At 66.7% G+C, this 20133-nt stretch carries 16 protein-coding genes; 10 read left to right on the forward strand and 6 right to left on the reverse strand.

All coding sequences use genetic code 11. The annotated features are described in order from the left end of the window. Positions 1-67: 67 nt before the first annotated feature. Positions 68-1753, reverse strand: coding sequence for a phosphoenolpyruvate--protein phosphotransferase (gene ptsP / locus ACFTSA_RS20475; protein WP_377953640.1), 1686 nt, complete (start codon positions 1751-1753; stop codon positions 68-70). 163 nt (positions 1754-1916) lie between these two features. Between ptsP and ACFTSA_RS20480 the strand changes: the two genes are divergently transcribed. From ACFTSA_RS20480 to ACFTSA_RS20490, 3 genes are read left to right on the forward strand one after another with little or no spacing between them, the layout of a single operon-like run. Then, entirely contained in the window at positions 1917-2645 is a 729-nt protein-coding gene (locus tag ACFTSA_RS20480; protein WP_377953642.1) for a TetR/AcrR family transcriptional regulator, read from the forward strand. Positions 2646-2698: 53 nt separating this feature from the next. Beyond that, the gene (locus tag ACFTSA_RS20485) at positions 2699-4747 is read left to right on the forward strand and encodes a PTS mannitol transporter subunit IICBA (protein WP_377953643.1); all 2049 of its coding nucleotides are present in this window, start codon (positions 2699-2701) and stop codon (positions 4745-4747) included. After that, entirely contained in the window at positions 4747-5910 is a 1164-nt protein-coding gene (locus tag ACFTSA_RS20490) for a mannitol-1-phosphate 5-dehydrogenase (protein WP_377953644.1), read from the forward strand. Before ACFTSA_RS20485 ends, ACFTSA_RS20490 begins: the two co-directional genes overlap by 1 nt. 261 nt (positions 5911-6171) lie before the next feature. Here the strand turns inward: ACFTSA_RS20490 and ACFTSA_RS20495 are convergent, their stop codons facing one another. Beyond that, on the reverse strand, positions 6172-7044 hold the full coding sequence (locus tag ACFTSA_RS20495; RefSeq protein WP_377953646.1) for an SDR family oxidoreductase: 873 nt from the start codon (positions 7042-7044) through the stop codon (positions 6172-6174). Between the two features lie 97 nt (positions 7045-7141). On the opposite strand from ACFTSA_RS20495, the gene ACFTSA_RS20500 reads away from it, so the two are divergent. From ACFTSA_RS20500 to ACFTSA_RS20510, 3 genes are all read left to right on the forward strand, one after another. Then, positions 7142-7522, forward strand: a complete 381-nt coding sequence (locus tag ACFTSA_RS20500) for a winged helix-turn-helix transcriptional regulator (RefSeq protein WP_377953648.1) — start codon at positions 7142-7144, stop codon at positions 7520-7522. Between the two features lie 87 nt (positions 7523-7609). After that, complete coding sequence (locus tag ACFTSA_RS20505) at positions 7610-8053, forward strand: MarR family winged helix-turn-helix transcriptional regulator (protein ID WP_377953649.1); 444 nt, start codon at positions 7610-7612, stop codon at positions 8051-8053. 44 nt (positions 8054-8097) lie between these two features. After that, complete coding sequence (locus ACFTSA_RS20510; protein WP_377953650.1) at positions 8098-9324, forward strand: MFS transporter; 1227 nt, start codon at positions 8098-8100, stop codon at positions 9322-9324. 122 nt (positions 9325-9446) lie between these two features. On the opposite strand, the gene ACFTSA_RS20515 is transcribed toward ACFTSA_RS20510, so the two are convergent. The 3 genes from ACFTSA_RS20515 to rraA all read right to left on the reverse strand — a co-directional run bounded on the left by ACFTSA_RS20515 (position 9447) and on the right by rraA (position 13404). Next, positions 9447-10883, reverse strand: a complete 1437-nt coding sequence (locus tag ACFTSA_RS20515) for a sugar porter family MFS transporter (protein ID WP_377953651.1) — start codon at positions 10881-10883, stop codon at positions 9447-9449. Between the two features lie 261 nt (positions 10884-11144). Next, positions 11145-12797, reverse strand: a complete 1653-nt coding sequence (locus ACFTSA_RS20520) for an MDR family MFS transporter (RefSeq protein ID WP_377953652.1) — start codon at positions 12795-12797, stop codon at positions 11145-11147. Positions 12798-12915: 118 nt separating this feature from the next. After that, a complete protein-coding gene (gene rraA / locus ACFTSA_RS20525; protein WP_377953654.1) occupies positions 12916-13404 on the reverse strand; it encodes a ribonuclease E activity regulator RraA in 489 nt (162 codons plus the stop codon). 89 nt (positions 13405-13493) lie between these two features. Between rraA and ACFTSA_RS20530 the strand changes: the two genes are divergently transcribed. Beyond that, a complete protein-coding gene (locus tag ACFTSA_RS20530; RefSeq protein WP_377953656.1) occupies positions 13494-14795 on the forward strand; it encodes an MFS transporter in 1302 nt (433 codons plus the stop codon). A gap of 35 nt (positions 14796-14830) precedes the next feature. Here ACFTSA_RS20530 and ACFTSA_RS20535 read toward each other — a convergent pair whose 3' ends face one another. After that, on the reverse strand, positions 14831-16561 hold the full coding sequence (locus ACFTSA_RS20535) for an FG-GAP-like repeat-containing protein (protein WP_377953657.1): 1731 nt from the start codon (positions 16559-16561) through the stop codon (positions 14831-14833). Between the two features lie 902 nt (positions 16562-17463). Between ACFTSA_RS20535 and ACFTSA_RS20540 the strand changes: the two genes are divergently transcribed. The 3 genes from ACFTSA_RS20540 (at position 17464) to ACFTSA_RS20550 (ending at position 20114) form a co-directional block, all read left to right on the forward strand. After that, positions 17464-18027 carry a TetR/AcrR family transcriptional regulator gene (locus ACFTSA_RS20540; RefSeq protein ID WP_377953658.1) on the forward strand — a complete coding sequence of 188 codons (564 nt, stop codon included), beginning with the start codon at positions 17464-17466 and terminating at the stop codon, positions 18025-18027. A 288-nt stretch (positions 18028-18315) separates the two neighbouring features. Continuing rightward, positions 18316-19521: an NADP-dependent malic enzyme gene (locus ACFTSA_RS20545; RefSeq protein WP_377953659.1), complete on the forward strand. Its 1206-nt coding sequence runs from the start codon at positions 18316-18318 to the stop codon at positions 19519-19521. An 89-nt stretch (positions 19522-19610) separates the two neighbouring features. After that, the gene (locus tag ACFTSA_RS20550; protein ID WP_377953661.1) at positions 19611-20114 is read left to right on the forward strand and encodes a DUF456 domain-containing protein; all 504 of its coding nucleotides are present in this window, start codon (positions 19611-19613) and stop codon (positions 20112-20114) included. Positions 20115-20133: the final 19 nt, after the last annotated feature.

The raw sequence follows: 20133 nt of genomic DNA on the forward strand, positions 1-20133 counted from the left end.
GGCGGGCGTCCGGGACTCCGGATGCCCGCCTGCCTAAAGCCTTGCCGTGGCGTTGACGCCGGCAGAACTACAGTCCGAGCTCTTCCAGGACGGGCAGCCTCTCGCGGACCCAGGCCCGGGCTTCCACCGCACTCGGGGCGGACAGGGCCAGCTTGGCCAGTTCCTGGGCCTCTGCCAGCGTGACGGTCTTCAGCACGGCGGCCACCGCCGCCAGCGACCGGGCGGTCATGGACAGTGTGGTGACGCCCAGTCCGGTCAGCACGACGGCGAGGGCCGGGTCCGCCGCGGCCTCGCCGCAGACGCCCACCGGCTTGTTGTGCCCCTCTGCCCTGGATCCCTCGACGGTCAGGCCCACGAGGCGCAGCACGGCAGGCTGCCACGGGGTGTTCAGGCCCGCGAGCGGACCCAGCTGGCGGTCGGCGGCCATGGCGTACTGGGTGAGGTCGTTGGTTCCAAGGCTGGCAAACGCCACTTCGCGCAGGATGGTGTCGGCGGTGAGGGCGGCGGAGGGAACCTCCACCATCACGCCCGGCGTCTTGATGCCGGCCTCGGCGCACATGGTGGCGAAACGGGCGGCTTCCTCCGCCGTCGAAATCATCGGGGCCATGACCCACACATCGGCCTCCGACTCCTTCTCGGCCTTCGCGATCGCCTCCAGCTGCCGGTCCAGGACCCCCGGGGTGGTGAAGTCGGTGCGGTAGCCGCGCACGCCCAGCGCCGGGTTGGGTTCGGTGGAGTCGGTCAGGAAGGGAAGCGGCTTGTCGGCGCCGGCGTCCAGCGTGCGGAGCACCACCTTCTTGCCGGGGAAGGCATCGAACACGCCCTTATACGCTGCTGCCTGCTCCTCCACGGTGGGTTCGGTGTCGCGTTCCAGGAAGCAGAACTCAGTGCGGAACAGTCCCACGCCCTGGGCGCCGAGCTTGGCCGCCGCCTGGGCATCCTTGGCGCCGCCCACGTTGGCCAGGAGGGGCACCAGGTGGCCGTCCGCCGTCGAACCCGTCCCGCTGAATTCGGCCAGGAGGGACGCCGTGGCGGCCCAGGCCTCGGCGGCTGCGCGCAGTGAGTCGTCCGGGTTGGCCGTAATGGAACCGGCGGCGCCGTCGACGTACACCTCGGTGCCGTCCGGGAGTTCGTCCACGCCGACGGCGGCCACGACGGCGGGAAGGCCGAGCGAGCGCGCGATGATCGCGGTGTGGGACTGCGGACCGCCGCCGGCGGTCACGAGTGCCAGGACCTTGTTGGGATCGAGGGTGGCGGTGTCGGCGGGGGCCAGGTCCTCGGCCACCAGGATGAACGGTTCGTTCGACGACGGGATCCCCGGGGCGGGCACACCCCGGAGTTCGGCCACGATGCGGGCGCGGACGTCCAGGACGTCGGTGGCGCGTTCCGCCATGTAACCGCCCAGGTTGTGCAGCATTTCCGAAACCGAGGAGCCGGATTCCCAGATGGCCCGCTGCGCCGAGGTGCCGCGGGCGATCAGCTTCGCGGCGCCCTTGATCAGCATGGTGTCCTTCGCCATCAGGGCCGTGGCTTCCAGGACGGCCTTGCCATCACCGGTGGCGTGGTCCGCGCGGGCGCGCAGCTCATCATGGACGGCACCCGCGGCGGCCTTCAGTGCTGCCGTTGCCTCTTCGGGGGTGGTGCCGGCAGCCAGCTGTTCGCCGGCCGGCGGTTCGCTGATGGGCTTGGGCATCTGGCGGATCGTGCCGATGATGCGGCCGGGGCTGACGCCTACTCCTGGGAAGTTCTGCACTGAAGGTCCTCGTTCTCTGCCGGTAGCCAGGCCCGCCGGTATCTGCCCGGGCGGGAGCCCGGAAGCCCGGAACGGCTACGTCCGAAGCTGCTTTGCGGTGCCTGAAAAAAATTGTATGTGATTCAGTTCATATAGCGTTGCTATAGGTGCTAGGGTAGCGGTTATGAGTTTCGATGGCCAGCTTCCGCCCAAAATGCGGCTGTTGCGTGCGGCAGCCGAATTGCTGGCCAAGTCCGCGGGGGCGGCTGTTTCCACCCGCCAGATCACACAGCTGGCGGGCGTCACGGCGCCCACCCTCTACCACCACTTCGGTGACAAGGAGGGCCTGTTTGACGCAGTTGTCGCCGCGGGCTTCGAGGAATATGTGGCCGGCGAACGGGACTTCGCCCCGTCCGGACAGCCGCTGGAGGACATCCGGCGGATGTGGGACAACCACGTGCAGTTCGGGCTCAACCAGCCCGAGCTCTATCTGGTCATGTTCGGTAATATCCGCCCCGAGAGCCGCCCGGCCATCGTCGCCGATGCTGAGGGCCTCCTGGAGGAAATGCTGAACAAGGCCGCTGCGGCCGGACAGCTGAACGTCCAGCCACGGGAAGCCGCCAGGAGCATCCTGGCTGCCAACGTGGGCGTGACGCTCATGCTGATCGCAGAACCGGCTGCCGAGCGGAACCTGGAGCTGTCCACCATGACCCGGGACGCCATGATCTTTGCGGTGTCCAGGGAACAGGAGCGGGACGCAGCAACGGAGGACTCCGGGAAGTCATCGGTGGTGGTGGCTGCCATCGCGCTGAACGCCGCGCTGCAGGCATCCCACTCGGACCAGCTCACCAGCTCGGAACTCAAGCTTTTTCTCGAATGGCTCCACCGGATCTCCACCAGTTCCACCGGCTAGACGAAACTATCGGACCATCCTGCGGTGCCGCAGGGACCACGTTAGGAAATCACATGGCAACAGAGACAGTTGCAAAACCCAAAACCAGTGCTCGGGTGCACGTCCAGAGGTTCGGGACGTTCCTGTCCGGCATGATCATGCCCAACATCGGCGCCTTCATCGCCTGGGGGCTCATCACAGCCCTCTTCATCGAGAAGGGCTGGATCCCCGTCCCCGCCCTGGGCGGGTTCGGCACCAACGCCGCGGGCGCGCCGAACGTGGGTCTCGTCGGCCCCATGATCACCTACCTGCTGCCCCTCCTGATTGGCTACACCGGCGGCAAGATGGTCTATGACGTCCGGGGCGGCGTCGTGGGCGCCATCGGCACCATGGGCGTGATCGTGGGCGCAGGCATCCCGATGTTCATCGGCGCCATGATCATGGGCCCGCTGGGCGGCTGGACCATGAAGCACCTTGATGCGATCTGGCACGGCAAGATCCGTCCCGGCTTCGAGATGCTGGTGAACAATTTCTCCGCCGGCATCTGGGGCGGCCTGCTGGCACTGCTCGGCTTCTACGGCATCTCACCGCTGGTGACGGCGTTCAGCACGGCCGCCGGCAACTTCGTCCAGTTCCTGGTGCACAACGGCCTGCTTCCGCTGACGTCCATCTTCATCGAACCGGCCAAGGTCCTCTTCCTGAACAACGCCATCAACCACGGCGTGCTGACCCCGCTGGGCATCCAGCAGTCCCTGGAGCAGGGCAAGTCCATCCTGTTCCTGCTGGAGGCCAACCCCGGCCCGGGCTTCGGCATCCTGCTGGCCTACATGTTCTTTGGCCGCGGCGCGGCGAAGGCTTCCGCTCCCGGCGCTGCCATCATCCAGTTCCTCGGCGGCATCCATGAGATCTACTTCCCGTACGTCCTGATGCGCCCGCTGCTGATCCTGGCAGCGATCGCCGGCGGCATGACCGGCATCGCCACCCTTGCCGTCACCGGCGCGGGCCTTGTAGCCCCGGCCGCTCCGGGCTCCATCTTCGCGGTGTTCGCCCAGACCGCCCGTGACAGCTACCTCGGCGTGGCTCTCTCGGTGCTGCTCGCCGCCACCGTTTCCTTCCTCGTCGCCTCGGTGATCCTGCGGACCACCAGGCACAGTGACGAGGACGACCTCAGCGCGGCCACCAGCCGCATGGAGGAATTGAAGGGCAAGAAGAGTTCCGTCGCCTCCACCCTCACCGGCGCCGGCGCCGGCGGCGGCGTGGGAGTCCTGACCGGCCCCATCAGGAACATCGTCTTCGCGTGCGACGCCGGCATGGGCTCCAGCGCCATGGGCGCCTCCGTGCTGCGCAACAAGATCAAGGCGGCCGGGTTCCCGGAGGTCAACGTCACCAACGCGTCCATCGCCAACCTCAACGACACGTACGACGTTGTGGTCACGCACCAGGACCTGACCGAGCGTGCCAAGCCCGCCACGGCCAGCGCCGTCCACGTCTCCGTGGACAACTTCATGAACAGCCCGCGCTATGACGAGATCGTGGAGCTGGTCGAGCGAAGCAACGCTGAGGGAACCGCGGCTCCCGCCGCCGGAGCGGCCACGGCCGCAGCCCCGGGAGTGCCCGCGGCCGCAGCCGGGACCACCGGGGCCGGCACCACCGCCGAAACTGCCGCTGAGCCCGAAACGGTCGCAGCGCCGTCGGACATCCTGGTGCCGGAGAGCGTGGTCCTGGCTGGCTCAGCGTCCACCCGGGATGCCGCGATCGACGAGGCGGGCCAGCTGCTGCTGGCGCGCGGGGCAGTGGACGAGGACTACATCCGCGCCATGCACGAGCGCGAGGAGTCCGTCTCCACCTACATGGGCAGCTTCCTGGCCATCCCCCACGGCACCAACGCCGCCAAGGACCACATCCGGAAGTCGGCCGTCTCGGTGATCCGCTACCCCGAAGGCATCGACTGGAACGGCAAGCAGGTCAAGTTCGTGGTGGGCGTGGCCGGTGTGAACAACGAGCACCTGCACATCCTGTCCTCGATCGCGAAGGTCTTCACGAACAAGGCGCAGGTGGCGCAGCTTGAGGCGGCGACATCCGTGGAGGAAGTCCTGGAACTGTTCGGAAAGGTCAACGCGTAGTGAAGGCTGTACATTTTGGGGCCGGCAACATCGGCCGGGGTTTCGTGGGCCTGCTGCTGCACGATGCCGGGTATGAGGTGGTGTTCGCCGACGTCGCGGACGCCTTGATTTCCCAGCTGGCCGCGGCGGAGAGCTACAGTGTGCACGAGGTGGGAGAAAACCCTTCCGTGCGCACGGTGGAGAACTTCCGGGCGGTGAACTCCGGCACCCAGGAGGCGCAGCTGATCGAGGAAATCTCGACGGCGGACATCGTCACCACCGCGGTGGGCCCGCACATCCTGAAGTTCGTGGCCCCCGCGATCGCCAAGGGAATTGCGGCCCGGGCCGCGGGGCTGGCGCCGCTGCAGGTGATGGCGTGCGAGAACGCCATCAACGCCACGGACATCCTGCGCGAGTCGATCGCCTCGTGCTGGGACGAGGCGGCCGGATCCCTGTCGGACGCTGCCGTGTTCGCCAACACGGCCGTGGACCGGATCGTGCCCAACCAGGAGCCGGGCCAGGGCCTGGACGTGACGGTGGAGACCTTCTACGAGTGGGTCATCGACCGCACCCCGTTCGGCGGGGCTGCCCCGGTGATTCCGGGTGCCACGTTCGTGGACGACCTCGGACCCTACATCGAGCGCAAGCTGTTCACCGTGAACACGGGGCACGCCTCCGCGGCGTACTTCGGCTTCGAGGCCGGGCTGGAGAAGATCTCCGATGCCATGGCCGACGAGGACGTCGCGGCCGACGTCCGCGCCGTGCTCGATGAGACCAAGCAGCTGCTCGTGTCCAAGCACGGCTTCAGCTACGACGAGCAGGAGGCCTACGTCCAGAAGATCCTGGCACGCTTCACCAACCCGCACCTGCCGGACACCGTGCACCGCGTGGGCCGTGCGCCGCTGCGCAAGCTCAGCCGGCACGAACGGTTCATCGGCCCTGCAGCGGAACTGGCCGAACGCGGGATCGTCCCCGAGGCGCTGCTTGGGGCGATCGCAGCCGCCCTGCGCTTCAACGACCCTGCCGACGCCGAGGCCGTGGAGCTCGGCCAGATCCTGGCCTCGTCTGAACCGGCCGCGGCCACGGAGCGCATCACCGGGCTGGCGCAGGACCACCCGCTCTTCGCTGCGGTCTGCGGCCTCGTCGAGGAGCGCAAGGCGGAGGACGTCGCCGCCCCGGCGTAACGTGCCTGACCCTACGAAACGGAACACGGCATAAAACGCACGACGCCGGGACTCAAGGTGAGTTCCGGCGTCGTGCGTTTAACCTGTGCTGTTTAGACGCGTCCTCAGGTCCTGCGGCTTTTCCCCCGACGCTTCCTCACTTGGGACCCGGCCGTGCCAGGGCTCCTGATGCCAAGTGAGGAAGGGTTGCCCAAAAACCTGCAGGAGGTGAGGGAGGGTTGCCCAAAAACGTGCAGGATGTGATCGGGCGTTTGGGGAGGGCTAGCTCGCCTGGAGGGTCACGGCGGCTGCCTGGACCGCATCGCGGAGCGGCGTGGTGGGTCGGCCGAGCAGGGCGCTGAGGTCTCCACTGGTGACCAGGAGGTCGCCGCGGGCGATGCCGAGATCGCTGTCCGCCAGGATGGCTGCGTAGGGTTCCGGCAGCCCGGCGTCCACGAGGACCTGGGTGTACTTCTCCGCGGGCAAATCCGTGTATGTCACAGGCTTGCCGGACGCCGCGCTGATCTCGCCGGCCAGCTCGCTCAGGGTGAAGGCGTCGTCTCCGCCCAGCTCGTAGACCTTGCCGGCCTGGTCGTCCCGGAGGAGGACGGCCGCTGCCGCTGCGGCGTAGTCTGCCCGGGCGGCTGCGCTGACACGGCCGTCTCTGGCGCTGCCGAACACGGCGCCGTGCTGGACCTGAGCCGGGAGCTGGCCGGTGTAGTTCTCCAGGTACCAGCCGTTGCGGAGCAGGACGAACGGGACGCCGGAGTCGCGGAGGATCTCTTCGGTGGCCAGGTGCTCGGCGGCCAGCTGCATGGTGGTGGTGTCCGCGTTGGCGATGCTCGTGTAGCCGATCAGGCCGACGCCGGCTTCCTTGGCTGCGTTGATCGCGTTCCGGTGCTGCTCGACGCGCTGGCCCACCTCGCTGCCTGAAACCAGCAGGACCTTGTCCGCGCCGGCAAACGCCTGCCGCAGCGACTCCGGCTGGCTGTAGTCGATGCCGCGGATCTGGACGCCGCGCTCGCCGAGGTCGGCGATCCTGTCCACGGTCCGGCCTGCGGCCACGACCTGTTCCGCCGGAAGACCGCTTTCAAGCAGTGCTTCGACGACGAGGCGGCCCAGCTGGCCGGTGGCTCCGGTGATGACGATGGTCATGATTGGTCCTTTCTGAGGTGACTGTCAGTGGTGCCAACCGCGCCCATTCCCGAATGCTTCCCAAAAGAGAGTACGCACTTTCAGGTAAGGTACTGTCATGCAGGTAAGTGCCACAGCCAGGGTCCCCGCTTTCCCCTTTGCCGACGGGATCTTTCCCGCTGGTTGCCCCAGCCGGACCGTCCTGGATCACGTCACCAGCAAATGGGGCGTGCTGCTCCTCGTCGCCCTCTCCGAAGGTCCCCAGCGCTGGAGCGAACTCCGCCGGCGCGCCGAGGGCATCAGCGAGAAGATGCTCGCCCAGACACTGAAGACCCTCGAAGCCGACGGCTTCGTCCGCCGCGACGCGCAGCCGATCATTCCTCCCCGCGTGGACTACAGCCTGACCGGCCGCGGCGAGGAGCTGGCCGCCCTGCTGCTGCCCCTGGTCGCGTGGGTGGCCGAGCACGCCGAGGCGATCGTGAACCGCCCGGCGAGTTAGCCCCGGATTTAGCCGGCAACCCGACTCGTCGCAAAGTCCCGTCCAAGGTATTGCATTTAGGTGACCTAACTATTAGGCTACCTAAGTATGGAAGCTAAGAATGCCTCGGACCTGCACGAGCTTGCACAGGACTTCCGCGAGGCACTGCGGCACAGTGTGTACCTCGTCCGCCGCCTCGATGCGGATGGTGAACTCAGCGCCGCCCAGCTGAGCACGCTCAAGATGCTGGTCCACGACGGCGTCCGCGTGGGTGAGATCGCCAGGAACCTGGGAGTACGGGTGCCCAGCGCCACCGAGCAGGTCATCAAGCTCGAGCGGGCGGGACTGGCCCGCAGGGAGCCGGACCCTGACGATTCCCGCGCGGTCCGCGTTGTACTGACCGCCCAAGGCCGCGACGCCGTCGAATCCGCCAACCGGCGCCGGAACGCTGTGATGGCGGGCATTCTCGAATCCCTCATCGATGACGACCGGCACGCACTGGCGGCCGCCCTTCCGGTTATCGAAAAGATCAACAGCACACTCCAAAACTGACAAGCGACTCAGAACTGATCCAGCGACACTTAGGAGTTCCCTCCATGGACGGCCAGCTCGCAGACACTCTGCCGGCACCACAATCAACCCTCGAGGCCGAGAAGGCCTCACTCCTCAAGCAGCCCAAGCCGGTCTGGGCCACGGCGCTCGCGGCCGTGTTCGCGTTCATGGGCATCGGCCTGGTGGATCCCATCCTCCCGGCCATCGCCAAGAACCTGGACGCCAGCCCCAGCCAGGTCTCGCTGCTCTTCACCAGCTACTTCCTGATCACCGCCGTGGCCATGCTCGTCACCGGCTTCATCTCCTCACGGATCGGCGGCAAGCGAACCCTGCTGGCCGGGCTGGCTGTAATCGTGGTGTTCTCCTCGCTTTCCGGCATGTCCGGCAGCGTCGGCGAGCTGGTCGGTTTCCGGGCCGGATGGGGGCTCGGCAATGCACTCTTCGTGGCCACCGCGCTCGCCGTCATTGTGGGTGTGGCCAGCGGCGGCGCAGGCACGGCGATCATTCTCTATGAGGCTGCCCTGGGCCTGGGCATTTCGCTGGGGCCGCTCCTCGGGGCCCTCCTGGGTGGCTGGCAGTGGCGCGCCCCGTTCTTCGGTACGGCCGCACTGATGGCGGCGGCCTTCATTGCACTCACCGCGCTGCTTCCCAAGACGCCGCTGCCCGATCGCAAGGTCAGCCTGGCCGATCCGCTGCGCGCCCTGGGCAACAAGGGACTGCGTACGACGGCGGCCAGCGGCCTGTTCTACAACTACGGCTTTTTCACCGTGCTCGCCTTTACCCCGTTCATCCTGGGCATGGACGCCTACGGCATCGGCGGGGTGTTCTTTGGCTGGGGCGTCGCCGTCGCCGTCTTTTCGGTCTTTGTGGCCCCGGCGCTGCAGAACCGGTTCGGCGCAACAAAGGTCCTCCTTGGCACGCTGTTCCTGCTGATGCTGGACCTGGCGGGCCTCGGGCTTGCCGCGGGCCATTCAGTGCCCGCAGTAGTTGCACTCGTGGTGGTCTCCGGCGCGCTGCTGGGCATCAACAACACGATCTACACCGAGCTGGCCATGGGCGTCTCCGACTCGCCCCGTCCAGTGGCCTCAGCGGGATATAACTTCGTCCGCTGGATGGGCGGCGCCCTGGCGCCCTTTGCGGCCGCGCAGCTTGGCGAGCATTTCGGGCCGCAGGTGCCGTTCTTCGCCGGTGCAGTGGCCATGATTGTCGCCATGGCCGTGGTGGCCGGCGGACGCCGCTACCTCGCGGCCCACGAACCGCACGTGGTCTGAGGCTCGAAGGTTCCCGCCAGGCTGAAGGCTCGGACAAGAACAAAAAACGCCCATGCTCCTTGGACACAATCCGCAGGGAGCGTGGGCGTCTTCCGTTTCATGCCGGAGGAGACAAGAGCCGTTCAGACCTTGACGGACCCCTTCGGAACAAAAAGGGTCTCAGCCTGTTCGAGCGACATGCCGTTCGTCTCCGGCACCCTGTACATGACGAAGAAGAACGAGGCTGCCGCGAAGAGCGCGTACATGGCGTACGTCAGCGGCAGCGAGCCGGCTGCCATCACGGGGAAGCTCAGCGTGATGGCAAAGTTGGCGATCCACTGCGCGGCGGCGGCCAGGCCCAAGGCCCGGGCGCGGATCCGGGCCGGGAAGATCTCGCCCAGCAGCACCCACACCAGCGGTCCCCAGGATGCGCCGAAGCTGATTACGAACACGTTCGCGGCCACCAACGCAACAGGGCCCCATGCGCCGGGCAGTGTGATGTCCGCGCCGGTGCCTGTGGCTGAGGCGAACGCCAGGGCCATGGCGCCGAGGGAAACGGCCATGCCGATGGAGCCGGCCAGCAGGATGGGGCGGCGGCCGATCCTGTCCACGAGGGCGATGGCCACGAGTGTGACCAGGATGTTGGTGATGGACGTGGCCACCGAGATGGTCAGCGAGTCCTTCTCCTGGAAGCCCACGGCCTTCCAGAGCGTGGTGGAGTAGTAAAAGATCACGTTGATGCCCACGAACTGCTGCAGCACGGACAGGGTGATGCCGATCCAGACGACCGCCTGCAGGCCGAAAGCCTTGCCGCGCAGCGAGCCCTTCCGGCCGGCGAGCTGGTCCTCCTCGATCGCCTCGCGTATTTCGCGCAGGTGGCGGTCGGTGTCCTCATCCGGGGCGATGGAGTCGAAGACCTTCCGTGCCAGGTCCTCCTTGCCCTGGACCACCAGGAAGCGCGGGGACTCGGGCAGAGTGAAAGCGACGACGCCGTAGAGTACGGCCGGGACCGCTGCGGCCAGGAACATCCAGCGCCAGGCCTCGATGCCCAGCCAGAATGCCTGGTGCGCGCCGCCCGCGGACGTGGCGAACAGGGCGTCGGAGAGCAGAGCGGCGAAGATGCCGGTGGTGATGGCCAGTTGCTGCAGCGATGCGAGCCTGCCGCGCACGTGGCGGGGCGAGATTTCGGAGATGTAGGCCGGTGCGATCACCGAGGCCAGGCCGATGCCGAGACCGCCCACCAGCCGCCAGATAATGAGGTCCCACACGCTGAAGCAGAAGCCGGTGCCGATGGCGCTGATGAGGAACAGCAGAGCCCCCAGCTTCATCGCGGGGATGCGGCCATAGCGGTCCGCCACCTTGCCGGCAAGGTAAGCGCCGGCAGCGCAGCCCAGCAGCGCCACGGCCACGGCAAAGCCCGTCACGGCCTCACTCAGCGCGAATTCATCCTTCATGGCATCCACGGCGCCGTTGACCACGGAGGAGTCGAAGCCGAACAGGAAGCCGCCCACGGCGCCGGCAAGCGCGAGCCAGATCACCCGCCTGGGGATCTTGGCGGTTGTCTGCATGTCGGTGGACATAGTTCTCCCTTGGTTCGGGGTGGGTGGATGCGGTGCAAACGTCGTCGGCTGCGGAAACCGGCTCTGTCGGCCGGCGCACACGCGCCTAACAGTGTGCCACGTCACCGCCCACTGATCCACTTCGGGACGGAGGACGACGGCGGCGGGCGGTCCCGCCGTCGTCCTCCGGTTGGTGCCGCTTACGGCGGGTTTCCGCGGAAAACGAAACGGCAGGCACCCCGAGAGGGTGCCTGCCGTGACGCAGCGGCGGGTAAGCGGCGCCTAGTGGGCTGCGGCGGGCTCCTTCATGGCTGCCTTGGGATCGGTAAGCTTCTTCTTCGGCAGCGCGAAGCTGATGAGGAAGGCAATGCCGGTCAGGACGGCGGCGGTGAGCATGACGGTATCGATCGAGTGGGCAAAGCCCTCGGTGATGGGCCGGGTCAGCACCGGGTTGGCGGAATGCAGCCAGCTGGTGTCGTTGAGGGAGTCGTTGCTGGCGCCGTTCTTGAAGAAGTCGTACAGCTTGGCGTTCGCGGGGTCGGCGGCGACGGCGGGGTCCTGGAGGACCTTGACGTAGTCCGGGCTCTGCATGGCGTCCTTCATGCCGTTGGCGATCTTGTCCGCGGCCAGGCTGAACAGCATGGAGATGAACACGGCCGTGCCTACCGCGCCGCCCATGGAGCGGAAGAACGCGGCGGTGGAGGTGCCCACGCCCATGTCCTTCGAGGGCACGGAGACCTGCATTGCGAGGGTGAGCGGTTGCATGCAGAAACCCAGGCCCAGGCCGAAGAACACCGCGATCAGGCCGGGGACCCAGAGGTCGGTGTCAGCGCCGAGGGACAGCCCCATGACGATAGCGGCGGTGGTCAGGATGGCGGTGCCGAGGATGGGGAAGATCCGGAAGGTGCCCGACGACGAGATGGTGCGTCCCGCGGTGATGGAGCCGGTCAGGATGCCGATGGTGAAGGTGATCATCATCAGGCCGGCTTCGGTGGGGGTGAGGCCCTTGACCAGCTGCAGGTACATGGGGAGCATGGCGATGGCGCCGAACATGCCGATGCCGATGATGAAGTTCAGCAGCGAGGACAGCCCGAAGGTGACGTTCCGGAAGAGGCGCAGCGGGATGAGCGCGTAGTCGCCGGCGCGGCGCTCGGCCAGCAGGAACGCGATGATGCCGAGGATGCCCAGGCCGTAGCAGATGAAGGAGTTGGCCGAGGTCCAGCCCCAGCTGCGGCCCTGTTCGGCGACGAGCAGCAGCGGCACGATGGCCAGGGTGATGGCTGCGGCGCCCCAGTAGTCGATGCGCTGCTTGACGTGCTTGGCGGGCAGGTGGAGGTAGAGGAACACCACGGCCAGCGCGGCCAGGCCGATGGGCAGGTTGATGAAGAAGACCCAGCGCCAGCCGTCAAAGCCGAGGATGCTCTCGGAGCCGGCGAAGGCGCCGCCCACCACCGGGCCGAGGACCGAGGAGATGCCGAACACGGACATGAAATAGCCCTGGAACTTGGCCCGGTCCTTGAGCGGGACGATGTCGCCGATGATGGTCAGGGCCAGTGCCAGCAGGCCGCCGGCGCCCATGCCCTGGATGCCGCGGGCGATGGCCAGTTCGGTCATCGAGTGCACCGAACCCGCGTACAGCGAGCCGGCCAGGAAGATGATGATCGCGGCGAGGTAGAGCGGACGGCGGCCGAAGATGTCGCTGAGCTTGCCGTACAGCGGCGTGGTGACCGTGGACGTGATGAGGTACGCGGTGGTGGCCCAGGCCTGGAGGGACAGCCCGTCGAGGTCGTTGGCGATGGTGTAGATGGACGTGGACACGATGGTCTGGTCCAGCGAGGACAGGAACATGCCGAGCATCAGACCCACCATGACGGTGATGGTCTGCCGCTGCGTCAGGGCCTCTCCGGGCGCGGGTCCTGCGGTGGTTTTGGACATGGCTGCTCCAGGGTCAAGAGAAAGGGGATCGCATTTGATAGTTGCTTTCAGTAACTATGTTACTTGGTGCTTTGTTCCCCGGAGCAACGGAAATTTTCCGCGCACCTCTCGTATGTCCTCAGCGCTCGATGAGGATTCCGTCCGGATCGCACCAGATCATGGCGCCGGTGCGGATGGTCACGCCGTCAATCAGCAGGTCCACGTCAGTCTCTCCCGCCCCGGCTTTGGCGCTCTTGCGCGGGTTGCTGCCGAGGGCCTTGACGCCGAGCGGCAGTTCCGCGATGGCCTCGCGGTCCCGGATGGCACCGTTGATAACGACGCCGGCCCAGCCGTTAGCGACGGCGCTCGCCGCGATCAGGTCCCCCATCAGGGCGGTCCGGAGGGAACCGGCGCCGTCCACGACCAGTACCGCGCCATTCCCGGGTGTGGCGAGGACGGACTTGACCAGGGCGTTGTCCTCCAGGCAGCGAATGGTCCGGACGGGCCCGCTGAAATGCGTGTGGCCGCCCAGCGACTGGAACTGCAGGGAGACGGAGTCCAGCTCGTCGCCGCGCTCATCGTAGAGGTCGGCGGTATTGACGGCGGCGTTGGCAGGCGAAGCGGTCATTGGTACTCCCAGGCTCTCGAATCAGGTCCGGCTGATGCCTCCCACGATAATCTGATTCCATCATCACGATGTTCCAGGGAGAGACCGATATGAGCCTGTCCGACATGCCCGGTGGCGTACCCGATCCCGGCCTGGTGGGCACCCGGCAGTCCGCCGCGCTCGCCGAACCGACGCAGCGCGTCCGGTCACTCTGGATCACGGGCGTGGTCCTGGTCAACCTCGGCATCAACGCGGCGTTTTTCGGCCCAATCCAGGTGCTCCTCGGACAGCAGGCGGAACATTTTGACCCCGGGCAGAAGGAAGCCATCCTCGCGCTCGTTACCGGCGCCGGGGCCGCGGTGTCGCTGGTGGCCAATCCGCTCTTTGGCGCCTTCAGCGACCGGACGGTGTCCCGGTTCGGCCGGCGCGTGCCGTGGGTGCTGGCGGGTGCCGTCCTCGGTGCTGCCGCGCTGGTGGGGCTTGCTGGAGCGCCGAACGTCGCGGTGATGACGCTGCTCTGGTGCCTGGTTCAGGCCGGCTGCAACGGCGCCTACGCGGCGATCACCGCCGCCGTCCCTGACCGCGTCCCGGTCCCGCAGCGCGCGACCGTCGGCGGGCTGGCGGCGATGGGGCAGACGGCCGGAATCCTCGTCGGTGCGGTGATTGCCGCCGTCGTCAGCGGAAACTTCGCGCTCGGCTACATCATCTGCGCGGCGGCCCTCGTGGCCGGCGTGGTGATGTACCTGCTCAAGAGCGACGACGACCCGCTCCCCGCAGGGGCCGCGCTGGGCATGAACTGGGCCGGCTTCCTCCTAGGGTTCATCAAGCCGCTGCGGCACCCTGACTTCGCCTGGGCCTGGATCACCCGGCTGCTGGTCAACATCGGCAACCACATGGTCACTCTGTACCTGCTCTTCTTCCTGGCAGACGCCGTGCACCTGAAGGAGACCACGGGTCTCGAACCGGCCTTCGGCGTGCTGGTGCTGACGGGGCTCTACGCCGTGTTCGTGATCATCACCAGCGTCATTGGCGGCAGACTCAGTGACCGGATGGGCAAGCGGAAGCCGCTGGTGATCGCCTCATCCGTGATCATCGCCCTGGCATCGCTGATCCTGGCCTTCGCCCCCACCTGGGTGGGCGGCATCGTGGGCGCGAGCGTTCTCGGAATCGGGTTCGGCGCCTACCTCGCCGTTGACTTCGCGCTGATCACCCAGGTGCTCCCGAACGCAGCCGACAGGGGCAAGGACCTTGGCGTCATCAACATCGCCAACTCCCTGCCGCAGGTCATCGCCCCGGCGCTCGCCTGGCCGTTCGTCACCCTCTGGGGCGGCTACGTGTCCCTCTACGTGGCCGCCGCCGTCATCGGACTGCTGGGCGCGGTGTTCGTGGTGAAGATCAAGGGCGTCGACTAGGAATAACCGGCAGGGCTCCGCCCCCGGCTGGCAGCTCAGAACACGGCCGTGAATCCGCCCCAGCCGGTGCCGACGACGGCCTTGCCCTTGAATTCGGAGCTGCTGTCCAGGCCATGTACGGAAACGTACCGGCCGTTTCCGTAATACATGGTGAGGGCGCCGGCGGCGTTGATGCCCCAGATGTCCTCGTCGCCGTCGCCGTTGAAGTCCCCGGCAGCATCGAACCGGCGCACACCGTCCCAGCCCTGCCCGATCTGGAAGTAGGTGCTCGGTGCGTCGAGGGCGAATTGCCCCTTGCCATTGCCCGGGAAGAGACGGAGGTAGCCGAACGAGTCACGGCCAATGACGTCAACCTCGTTGAACCCTGAGAACTTGGCAGAGGCCGCGATGGGATTGATCTCGCCCCAGCCTGTATCGATGACGGATTTGGCCAGCCAGCCGCCGCGGCCGTTGCCCGGGTAAAGCCAGATCCGGTTGGACGCGTCGCGGGCGATGATGTCGTTGTTGCCGTCCCCGGTGAAGTCGCCGGGCGCGATGATGTCTTTGAAGCCGCCCCAGCCGGTGCCGACTTGGGACTTCGCCAGCCAGCCGCCCTTTCCGTTGCCGGGGTAGAGGAACAGCCGGCCGGACCGGTCGCGGGCCATGACGTCATTTTTGAAGTCACCGTTGAAGTCGCCGGTCGCCATCAGTTTGTCGAACCCGTTCCAGCCTACGCCGATCTTTTGGCGGGGCAGCCAGTTTCCCTTCCCGGTGGTGGGGTACAGGTACAGGTTGCCGGCAGCGTCCCGGGCGAAGAAGTCACTGGTGCCATCCGCGTTGAACCCCCGCGTCTTGGGCTTGTTGGCGATGACGAAACGCAGCTTTGCTGTGACGGTGGTCCGCGTGTGAGTGTCGTAGCGGATAGTTTCGTCGACTGAGATGGTGTGGCCCTTGTCGGCGGAGGCTAGCACGTAGTCGCGCCGGGTTGCCCCAGGAATCGGACTTCCGTTCCGCTTCCAGACGTAGGTGTGTGAAACGGTTCCTCCTGGAGGCGAAACGCTGCCTGGGTTGTGGGTCCTGACCTCGACCCGCCCGCCGACGGAAGAATCGCCCTCAATGCTTATCTCCGGAGGGATCGTCCGCCGCGGCATGGGCCCCACTGCTGCCGAAGTCACCGTTGTCGGTAGATAGCCTGCAGCGAGGGCTGTGACGCGGACGGAGATGCGCGATCCTCCGTCATAAAAGGCGCCGAACCAATAGGTTCGATCCGTCGCACCCGGAATCGGCGACCCGTTCTTTAGCCACTGATAGCGGTAGTCACTGGGAACGTTCGCCCACGACCCCGCCCCGGCCGAGAGCGTAGAAGTTTGCGCGTTGAGGTCGCCTTCGATTGCAGGGATTGCGTGCACCGGGAGTCGCCCGGGAACCAGTGCGGGGTTGCTGACGGTAAAGTCAGCGCCAGCCATCGAGGCCTGCGGCATGGGCGACTGCGGTACATGGCTGGGCGAGCGGTAGGCGGGACTGGCGCGGTAGTAGAGAACAAGAGCGCGGCCATCGAAGTACCGGATGGAAATTTCACTCAGCGTGTACTTGCCGGAAAGGCTGGCAGCAGTGATCGCGGCCGTCGCTGTCCCGCTGAAGGCTGAGGAAGGCTTTCCCTGCCACTTGAGAGTCTGCTGCGTTATTCCCGAAGCGTCCGTGTACACGAGCGAAACAGACGAGGCAGGTTGCGTAAGCGAGAAGCGAGCTTCAGCAGTTTGCCCGGGTACCAGAGCGGGGGTAGCCATGGACACGTGTGAAATTCCTGGTTCCTCAAACGCAAGCCCCGGGTTGTTCAGAGTGAAGTCGCGCGCCCTAAAGTCCCCTAGTTGCGCCGGAAAAGCCGTGGCATTCGTCGTGCCGCCACGATAGTAGATCTGGGACAGCCCAAGCCCGTTAAACAGTTGGACACTCTGTAGCTTTACCGTCCCGTCTAACCACCCTGAAGCCTCAACCGTCGTGGAGATGGTGCCGGTCGTAGTGGGCTGGTTGGCAGGGGCGGCCCACCGCGCATACAGCGATCCCAGACGGTCGCCGAGATTCAAATACATTCCGCTGATGGGGACGGACGTGGTGAACTCAAAACTGACCACATCGCCGGGTACCACGCTGGCCGGTGACGTCCGCTCGAAGGACAGCAGGGCGGGTTCATCAGCAGCGGCGGCAAGCGACGCCGGCACCAGCATTAGAGTCACCAGAGCAAACGCCACAAGGAACCCCAGGCCACGGCGGAACCTTGCACCCGGACCGGCGCCCGGACCCGGCCCGAGGCCGCAAGCACGCGCGCGGACGGACGGCACGACGGTAGAAAAAGACCCCAAAACTTTCCCCCAAAAAGACCAGAACCAAGGCCGGCAAAAAGGCCGGCCCGAAGCGGCCGGACAAGACCAGTGAGAAGAGACTACTCTCCGCCGCCGGCATTGTCGGCTTTCCATGCCCGACGCGGTGTACGGCACGCCGCGCTCCCAGGGACGGCGCAGTTCTGAGGCGCCCCCCGGGGGCGCCTCCGGCTCCCAGGAAGCACTCGGGATGGGTGCCGTATAGTTGAGTGCGAATCGCGGCAGGACCGGGAATGGGGCTCTTCCTGACTGCACCAGGAATCTCAACCTCCGGACTGATGATGCTTGACTTAATGCCTGATCTTCCGCCCATGGCCGCCCCGCCTACCCTTCCCCGGCAGCAGCGCCGCTATAACCGGATCCTGGAGGTCGCTGCCGGCTTCGCGCGCAAGGGCCTCAAGTCCGTCACCCTCTCCGAGGTTGCCGCCCAGGCCAACGTCCCCCTTGGCACCCTGTACCGCTACTTTCCCTCCGCCACCCACCTGATGCTTGCCCTCTACCGGCACCAGCTCGGCGAGCTGAAGACGGGAACCGGCCCGGGCGCCGTCCGCATCCACGTGCTCTCCGGCGTGGCGATGGAAATCTTCCACATGCGCGTCATGCAGCCAGCCGTGGAACAGTGCCTCAGCCAGGGCGTCTACGTCAAAGACCGGGACACCACCGGCCTGCTGCGGGAGATCGACTCCCTGGCAGAACGCGCTGTCACGTCCGTCTGCGGGGATGCGGCCGTGGCCCGGGTGGTGTTGCTGACGGTCAGCGGTCTAGTCCAGTCGGTGCGCTGCCGCAGGCTTTCGCTGTTTGAGGCGGAGGAAGATCTCAAGAAGGCCTGCACCCTTCTGATGCCGGCACCCAGGCTGGCCCGGAATACCGCGTAACCGGTCTAGACCGGTTAGTCACATAAGCCGTTGGAAACGGTGAAATAAGCCACAAATCAGGTTTAAAGCCACCGAATTCGTTCCAGAAGGCCCCGAATGGCATTGAGTGGGCCTTTGTCCTGTCTAACATGGCTGTACCGGAGTGGCCAGTACCCCGCACTTCCCCAGGCTTTCCGGCGGAACCCACCACCCTTGGGCCGCCAGCAAGCGCGTACCTGACCATCTTGAGCCCCGATGCTCGAGCCATACTGTGCCGTGCGCCCACGGCTACCCACAGGAGACAACGACGTGTCCACTGAAACCATCGCTCCGAACGACACCAGCGCAGCCACCGAGCTGACGGACCAGGAAATTTTCGCTGCCCACGAGGGCGGCAAGCTGTCCATTGCCAGCACCGTTCCCCTCAGCAACAAGCGCGACCTCTCCATCGCCTACACGCCGGGCGTTGCCCAGGTCAGCCGCGCCATCCACGCCGATCCGGAGCTCGCCAAGAGCCACACCTGGGCCCAGCGCCTCGTGGCCGTCGTCAGCGACGGCACCGCCGTCCTCGGCCTCGGAAACATCGGCGCCAGCGCCTCGCTGCCCGTCATGGAGGGCAAGTCCGCCCTCTTCAAGGCCTTCGGCGAGCTGGACTCCATCCCGCTGGTCCTCAACACCACCGACGTGGACGAGATTGTGGAGACCCTCGTCCGGCTGCGCCCCAGCTTCGGTGCCGTCAACCTCGAGGACATCGCCGCCCCGCGCTGCTTCGAGCTGGAAGAAAAGCTCATCGAAGCCCTGGACTGCCCCGTCATGCACGATGACCAGCACGGCACCGCCGTCGTGGTCCTCGCCGCGCTGACCGGCGCCGCCAAGGTCACCGGCCGCGGGCTCGAGGAACTCCGCGTTGTAATCTCCGGCGCCGGGGCCGCAGGCATCGCCATCGCGGAGATCCTCCTCACCGCGGGCATCGACGACGTGGTGCTGCTGGACTCGCGCGGCGTGATCAGCTCCGAGCGGGCCGACATCGCCGCCGACCCCGCCAGCAAGAAGGCCCAGATGGCGCAGCGCAGCAACCCGCGCGGCATTTCCGGCGGCCCCGGCGAAGCCCTGCTGGGCGCGGACGTCTTCGTAGGCGTGTCCTCCTCCAAGCTGGATGAGGAGCACCTGAAGCTGATGAACCACAGCTCCATCGTGTTCGCGCTGTCCAACCCGGACCCCGAAGTCCTGCCCGAGGTCGCGTCCAAGTACGCGGCAGTGGTGGCCACCGGCCGGAGCGACTTCCCCAACCAGATCAACAATGTCCTGGCGTTCCCCGGCATCTTCCGCGGCGCCCTGGACGCAGGTGCGCGCCGCATCACCCCGGCCATGAAGGTGGCCGCGGCCCGTGCCATTGCCGAACTGGCCGACGACAAGCTGTCCGCGTCCTACATCGTGCCGAGCCCGCTGGACCCGCGCGTTGCGCCGGCCGTTACGGCCGCCGTTGCCGCGGCCGTCGAAGCGGAAGCCAACTAGGGCTAACTGAAGTCCGACGGCGGTGCCTCCCGTGCCGGGGAGGCGCCGCCGTCGTCGTTCCCGGCAAACGCCGGACCTAGACTGGGGGCATGAACGCCCAAACCCTCGTGACCGTCCTCTGCGGCCTGGCCATTCTGGTTGGCGTTGCCGGCACCATCATTCCTGTCCTGCCCGGCTGCATCCTGATCGGGCTGAGCCTGCTGGCGTGGGCCATCTGGGGCGGTGAAGGCGTGACCGGCTGGGTGGTTTTTGCCGTCGGCATGGTCTTTGTGCTGGCAGGCATGGCTGCCAGCGCCGTCCTTGCCGGCCGCAAACTGAAGGAGCACCGGATTCCCAACCGGAGCGTCGCTCTCGGGGTGGTGCTGGGCATTGCCGGCATGTTCGTCATTCCCGTGGTGGGCCTGTTCGTGGGCTTTGCCGTCGGGCTCGTGCTCAGCGAAGTCCAGCGCACGCGCAACTTCCGCGCAGCGCTGACGTCCAGTTGGGCCGCCCTGAAGGCCACCGGCCTGGGAATGCTCGTGGAGTTCGGCCTGGCGTGCCTCGCCGCCAGCACCTGGGTGGTGGGCGTGTGGGTGGGCGCAGCTTCGGCTTAATTCCGGGCCGCCATTAGCA

It is taken from the genome of Arthrobacter sp. NPDC057013 (assembly GCF_042674585.1).
Classification (GTDB): Bacteria; Actinomycetota; Actinomycetes; order Actinomycetales; family Micrococcaceae; genus Arthrobacter.